Source organism: Mesorhizobium sp. M4B.F.Ca.ET.214.01.1.1 (genome assembly GCF_004791545.1).
GTDB classification, from domain to species: domain Bacteria; phylum Pseudomonadota; class Alphaproteobacteria; order Rhizobiales; family Rhizobiaceae; genus Mesorhizobium; species Mesorhizobium abyssinicae.
Genome location: NZ_SRUX01000120.1, coordinates 1 through 368, shown reverse-complemented (window position 1 = coordinate 368; position 368 = coordinate 1). Strand labels below are relative to the sequence as shown.

Below are 368 nucleotides of genomic sequence, written 5' to 3'. Positions count from 1 at the left end.
CGAAGAGCATGGCAGCGAGAACATCAGCAGCCGGCATGTCTGGGTGATCGATCCGATCGATGGCACCCGCGCCTTCATTTCCGGCATCCCGGTCTGGGGAACGCTGGTCGGGCTGACCGTCGATGGCGAGGCGGTCGCCGGCATGATGTCGCAGCCTTTCACCGGCGAGCTGTTTTATGCCAACGCGTCCGGGTCGCATTTTGAAGGACCCGGCGGTCCGCGCAGGCTCGCCACCCGCAAGACGACCGACCTCGCGCGGGCGACGCTCTTCACGACCACACCCGCCTTGTTCAAGGGTGATGCGCGCAAGCGCTACGACCAGTTCGAGACGAAGGTCCAGCTCGCCCGCTATGGCACCGACTGCTATG

The 368-nt window shown here is 64.9% G+C and carries 1 protein-coding gene; it reads left to right on the top strand.

Going from position 1 to position 368, the window contains the following annotated elements; translation table 11 throughout:
- Nucleotides 1-368 (top strand): inositol monophosphatase family protein (locus EN857_RS33560; RefSeq protein ID WP_281036053.1); only part of this gene is annotated, 368 nt, incomplete at both ends.